Below are 4,007 nucleotides of genomic sequence, written 5' to 3'. Positions count from 1 at the left end.
TGATGAACCCACAGGTAACTTAGATTCCAAATCATCTAAAGATGTCATGGAAATGCTTGAGACGATTAATCAGAAAGACGACACCACCATGATGCTGGTAACCCATGATCCTCAAGCGGCCAGCTACTGTAACCGTGTTGTCTTTATCCGTGACGGAAAGCTTTATTCAGAAATACACAAGGGAAGCAGCCGTCAAGCATTCTTTCAGAAAATCATTGATACTCTTTCATTGATGGGAGGGGATGCACATGACCTTTCGTCAATTCGCGTTTAATAATGTTACCCGCAATAAGAGGTTGTATGCTGCATACTTCCTGAGCAGTATGTTTACAGTCATGGTATTTTTCACATTTTCGATCTTCGCGTTTCACCCGGATTTGACCGGAAATGATATGAATTCAACTGTTACGCAAGGGATGAATATTTCTGCTGGGATCATCTATGTATTTTCGTTTTTCTTCATACTATATTCCATGAGTTCATTTCTGCAATCCCGCAAAAAAGAATTTGGATTGCTGATGATGCAGGGGATGTCAATGAAGCAAATCCGGTCAATGGTGTTCCTGGAAAATATGATCATTGGTTTCTTCGCTGTATTGGGCGGAATAACCATCGGATTAGTCTTTTCGAAAGGGATCCTGCTGATTGCAGAAAATGCCCTTATTTTAGAGAACAAACTGAATTTCTATCTTCCTTTGGAAGCGATTCTGTTAACATTTGGATCCTTCATCATTCTATTTTTCTTTATTTCGCTGTTTGTCTCCTATATTCTCCGCAGCAAAAAGTTGATAGAACTGATCAAAGGGGATAAAAAGTCGAAGGGGGAGCCCAAGGCAAATATCCTGTTAACCATTATTGCTGTCCTCTTGCTCGGCAGTGGTTATGCGGTTGCTTTAATAGCGAAAGGCCTTACTGTTGTGGCTGTTATGCTGCCGGTTATCATTGTAGTGATTATCGGAACGTATTTGTTATTTTCACAGCTGAGTGTATTCGTTATCGGGAGACTGAAGAAAAAAGAGCATGTTTTTTGGAACAAGACAAATTTGCTGTTGTTTTCTGATCTATCTCATCGAATGAAAGACAATGCCCGGACATTCTTCTTGGTAGCCATCGTCTCAACGGTTGCGTTCAGTGCAATCGGGACCTTGTTCGGATTTAAATCTTTTCTTACAGAAAACATGAAAGTAACGAATCCCAATACCTTTACTTACCGGGCGTATGATAATGAAGAAAAAGACTTGGCATTGATTAAAGAGACCTTAGAGAAAGAGAATATAGATACTGAAAAAGCGCAAACGATCCTGCGCTACTATAAAATTGGCCAGGATCAGATTCTGATTTCGAATCAATCGGACTATAACCGCTTTGCAGAACTGATTGGAGAAGAGCCAATTGATCTTCATAAAGGAGAAGCGGTTGTCGTTGAGTTTGAAGGAACATCTTTTGGTCAGACGGAGGAGTTATTGCAGCAAACGATTGAAACAGCTTCAGGGGAAAAAATAAATCTGAATGACGGGGTCATTTATTCAAGAGCACTCCCTGCGTTTGACTCGTATTACGTGGTCTCTGACAGTGATTATGAAGAGTTGCCGGCTCCGGTCCAGGAAGACTCTTTCCATGCGTGGCAATCAACAGATGGAGAAGAGAGTGTGTTGAGTGCTTCTGAACAATTAAAAGAGGAACTCCATCCATCTGAATTTATATCAGGTGCTTATGAAGTTTATCAACTGAACAAACAATACGGACCCGTCATGTTTGTCGGACTCTTCATCGGACTGGTCTTCTTCGTATCAGCCGGAAGCTTCTTATATTTCAGGCTTTATATGGACGTCGACAGTGATAAGCAAAAGTATAAATCCATCTCGAAATTGGGACTTACTGACAAAGAACTAAATAAAGTACTAACGAGACAGATCCTGTTACTATTCTTTGCGCCAATTTCCGTAGCACTTATTCATGGGGCCGTAGCACTTACTGCATTGTCCCATCTATTCTACTATGACCTGTTCCAAGAGTCAGTCATCGTGCTGAGTGTCTTCTTCGGAATTCAAGCCATCTACTTCTTTATCGTTCGATTCTTTTATATTGATCAGATTAAAGCGGCAATACAGTAATTTCATGAAGTCATAGTGGTGTGAATTTTATTTCCCTGAAGGGTTTGCAGCTTTGCAGAAGTATTTTTCTTTGATTGATACTTGGACTCCCACTCAATCGCTCGAAGCAACGAACTTTAACAGAACCTATTAAAAAAATCCGAACAAAATTCAAATTCAATAAAAGAATTTGAATGAACGTTCGGATTTTTATTTTTTCTAAGCTGTAGGGCGGAATATTGAAGATGAGAACCTTCTAGATGAATGCGGCATGATTATAAATCACACTCTTCTGCATTTTTCACAATTGAAGCGAATTATTTTCCTGAGTGATAGCTCTTCATTATTTTGAGGTGAAGCAGGTGAAGCAAAATTAAAAAGGGATAAGTAACCGCTGATAGCCAATAGTTCCAGCCGTTGTGATAAAAATAGCCTGATGCAATGGTAAGATATTCATAAATCAGGTTGAATATCGTCCAACCCAATATATATGCCAGTTGATTCCAAATTGACTTGCGAAAAGGATAAAAGTTCATTAATAATACACCTGCAGAAGGGAAAATGAACAGTATCGGCAAAAAACCGCCGAAATCTACACCCTTATTAAAATATCCATAAAGATCATATTTGAGGTCTAAAGTTATATCAGTAGCAAAACCTAACACAATCGAAAATAATGCAATCGCATATAATTCACGTCTGGGTAATTTCTTTGGAACTGTAATCGCCACTATTAGAAACACAACAACAGATAAGAGTAAGAAAACCATATTATACATTCCTCATATATTTAGTTAATACTGAATATTGTTCCCACACACAGGAAGAATTATGTCCAAATTCGATAGGTTGAGAATCAAACGGATCGCTTTATATAGGTGAAGCTATATTGCTTTAAAACAGGATAAGAAAGAAGGATACTGCTCCCTCAGTAATCTTCAAACTTAGTGGACAACATCATTTCGGGAATCTATATACAATGTCCCATCTTTTTGGACTTCAGCGTAAAATACATTTTCAATTGAGGTAATGCCAGCAGATTCTACCTGCTGCTTCAGCCATTGCTGATTAAGGTTTAATGACTTCAAGTTTTCCTCATTTATCTTCCCATCAGAAACAACAGCTATAGGAATGGGAATGACATTTGAGTTAGTTTGCTGTATATTCATATCCCCCTTAGTCACTGATTGCTTATGTTCCTTTTTCATGACTGAAAGACTGCCGTCAGTTTCAAAAATGGCATAATCAACGTCAGAGATGGAAAACGCATTTTTCTTTCTTAATAAAACATTTAATGAATCTAAATCAAGGCGGGCTTGGCGAAGTGCGTGATCCATAATTTTCCCTTTCCTAATCAGTATTATGGGTTTTCCAACGATGGCATAGTGAGCTTTTTTCGATTTTATATCTAAAAATCCGAGGGAAATGGTAAAAATGCTCCAACCTGCCAATGCTATCAATCCATTGCGAATACTTAGATTGGGATCAATTGCAAGAGAAGCACCAATAGTACCAATTGAAATGGCTGATACAAAGTTAAAGAAGGTCATTTGAGAAATTTCTTTTCTTCCCATGATTCTTGTTAGAGCTAACAAGGTTATAAAAGCAAGTGCGAGTCTGAGAATAAGTTCGGAAACTGACATAATGTATCTCCCTTCCATGAAAGAAAGTCATTCTTTTATTGTCCCAAACTTTTCATTATTCATTTATCTGCTTCTTTTTATATAAGGTGCCATATAAAACGACTTGTTGCAGTCTGAAAGTACCAGATTATTCACTTTTTCTTGCTGCATAAAAGGGGGCAGTTCCTCAATTGCACTAAATTAAATCATTCGAAACTTAACTAAAGTGGTTACCGTCTAATTCGTATAGAGTTGAGTATTGGCAGTAGAAGTTTAAGAAAGATTTCTGCTT

Annotated in this window: 3 protein-coding genes and 1 pseudogene; 2 read left to right on the top strand and 2 right to left on the bottom strand. The window is 38.1% G+C overall.

Annotated elements, in window-relative coordinates; all coding sequences use genetic code 11:
• Both HP456_RS20845 and HP456_RS20840 read left to right on the top strand, forming a co-directional pair.
• A pseudogene (locus HP456_RS20845) lies at positions 1 to 274 on the top strand (bacitracin ABC transporter ATP-binding protein); the annotation flags it as partial.
• Positions 249 to 2,114 carry an ABC transporter permease gene (locus tag HP456_RS20840; RefSeq protein ID WP_172254702.1) on the top strand — a complete coding sequence of 622 codons (1,866 nt, stop codon included), beginning with the start codon at positions 249 to 251 and terminating at the stop codon, positions 2,112 to 2,114. The pseudogene HP456_RS20845 and the gene HP456_RS20840, both read left to right, overlap by 26 nt.
• 296 nt (positions 2,115 to 2,410) lie before the next feature.
• Here the strand turns inward: HP456_RS20840 and HP456_RS20835 are convergent, their stop codons facing one another.
• Positions 2,411 to 2,863, bottom strand: coding sequence for a CBO0543 family protein (locus tag HP456_RS20835; RefSeq protein WP_172254700.1), 453 nt, complete (start codon positions 2,861 to 2,863; stop codon positions 2,411 to 2,413).
• Between the two features lie 174 nt (positions 2,864 to 3,037).
• Complete coding sequence (locus tag HP456_RS20830) at positions 3,038 to 3,736, bottom strand: YetF domain-containing protein (RefSeq protein ID WP_172254698.1); 699 nt, start codon at positions 3,734 to 3,736, stop codon at positions 3,038 to 3,040.
• Between the last annotated feature and the right edge of the window lie 271 nt (positions 3,737 to 4,007).

It is taken from the genome of Bacillus haikouensis, assembly GCF_013179555.1.
GTDB classification, from domain to species: Bacteria; Bacillota; Bacilli; order Bacillales; family Bacillaceae_B; genus Rossellomorea; species Rossellomorea haikouensis_A.
This window is presented reverse-complemented; position numbering and strand designations above follow the sequence as displayed.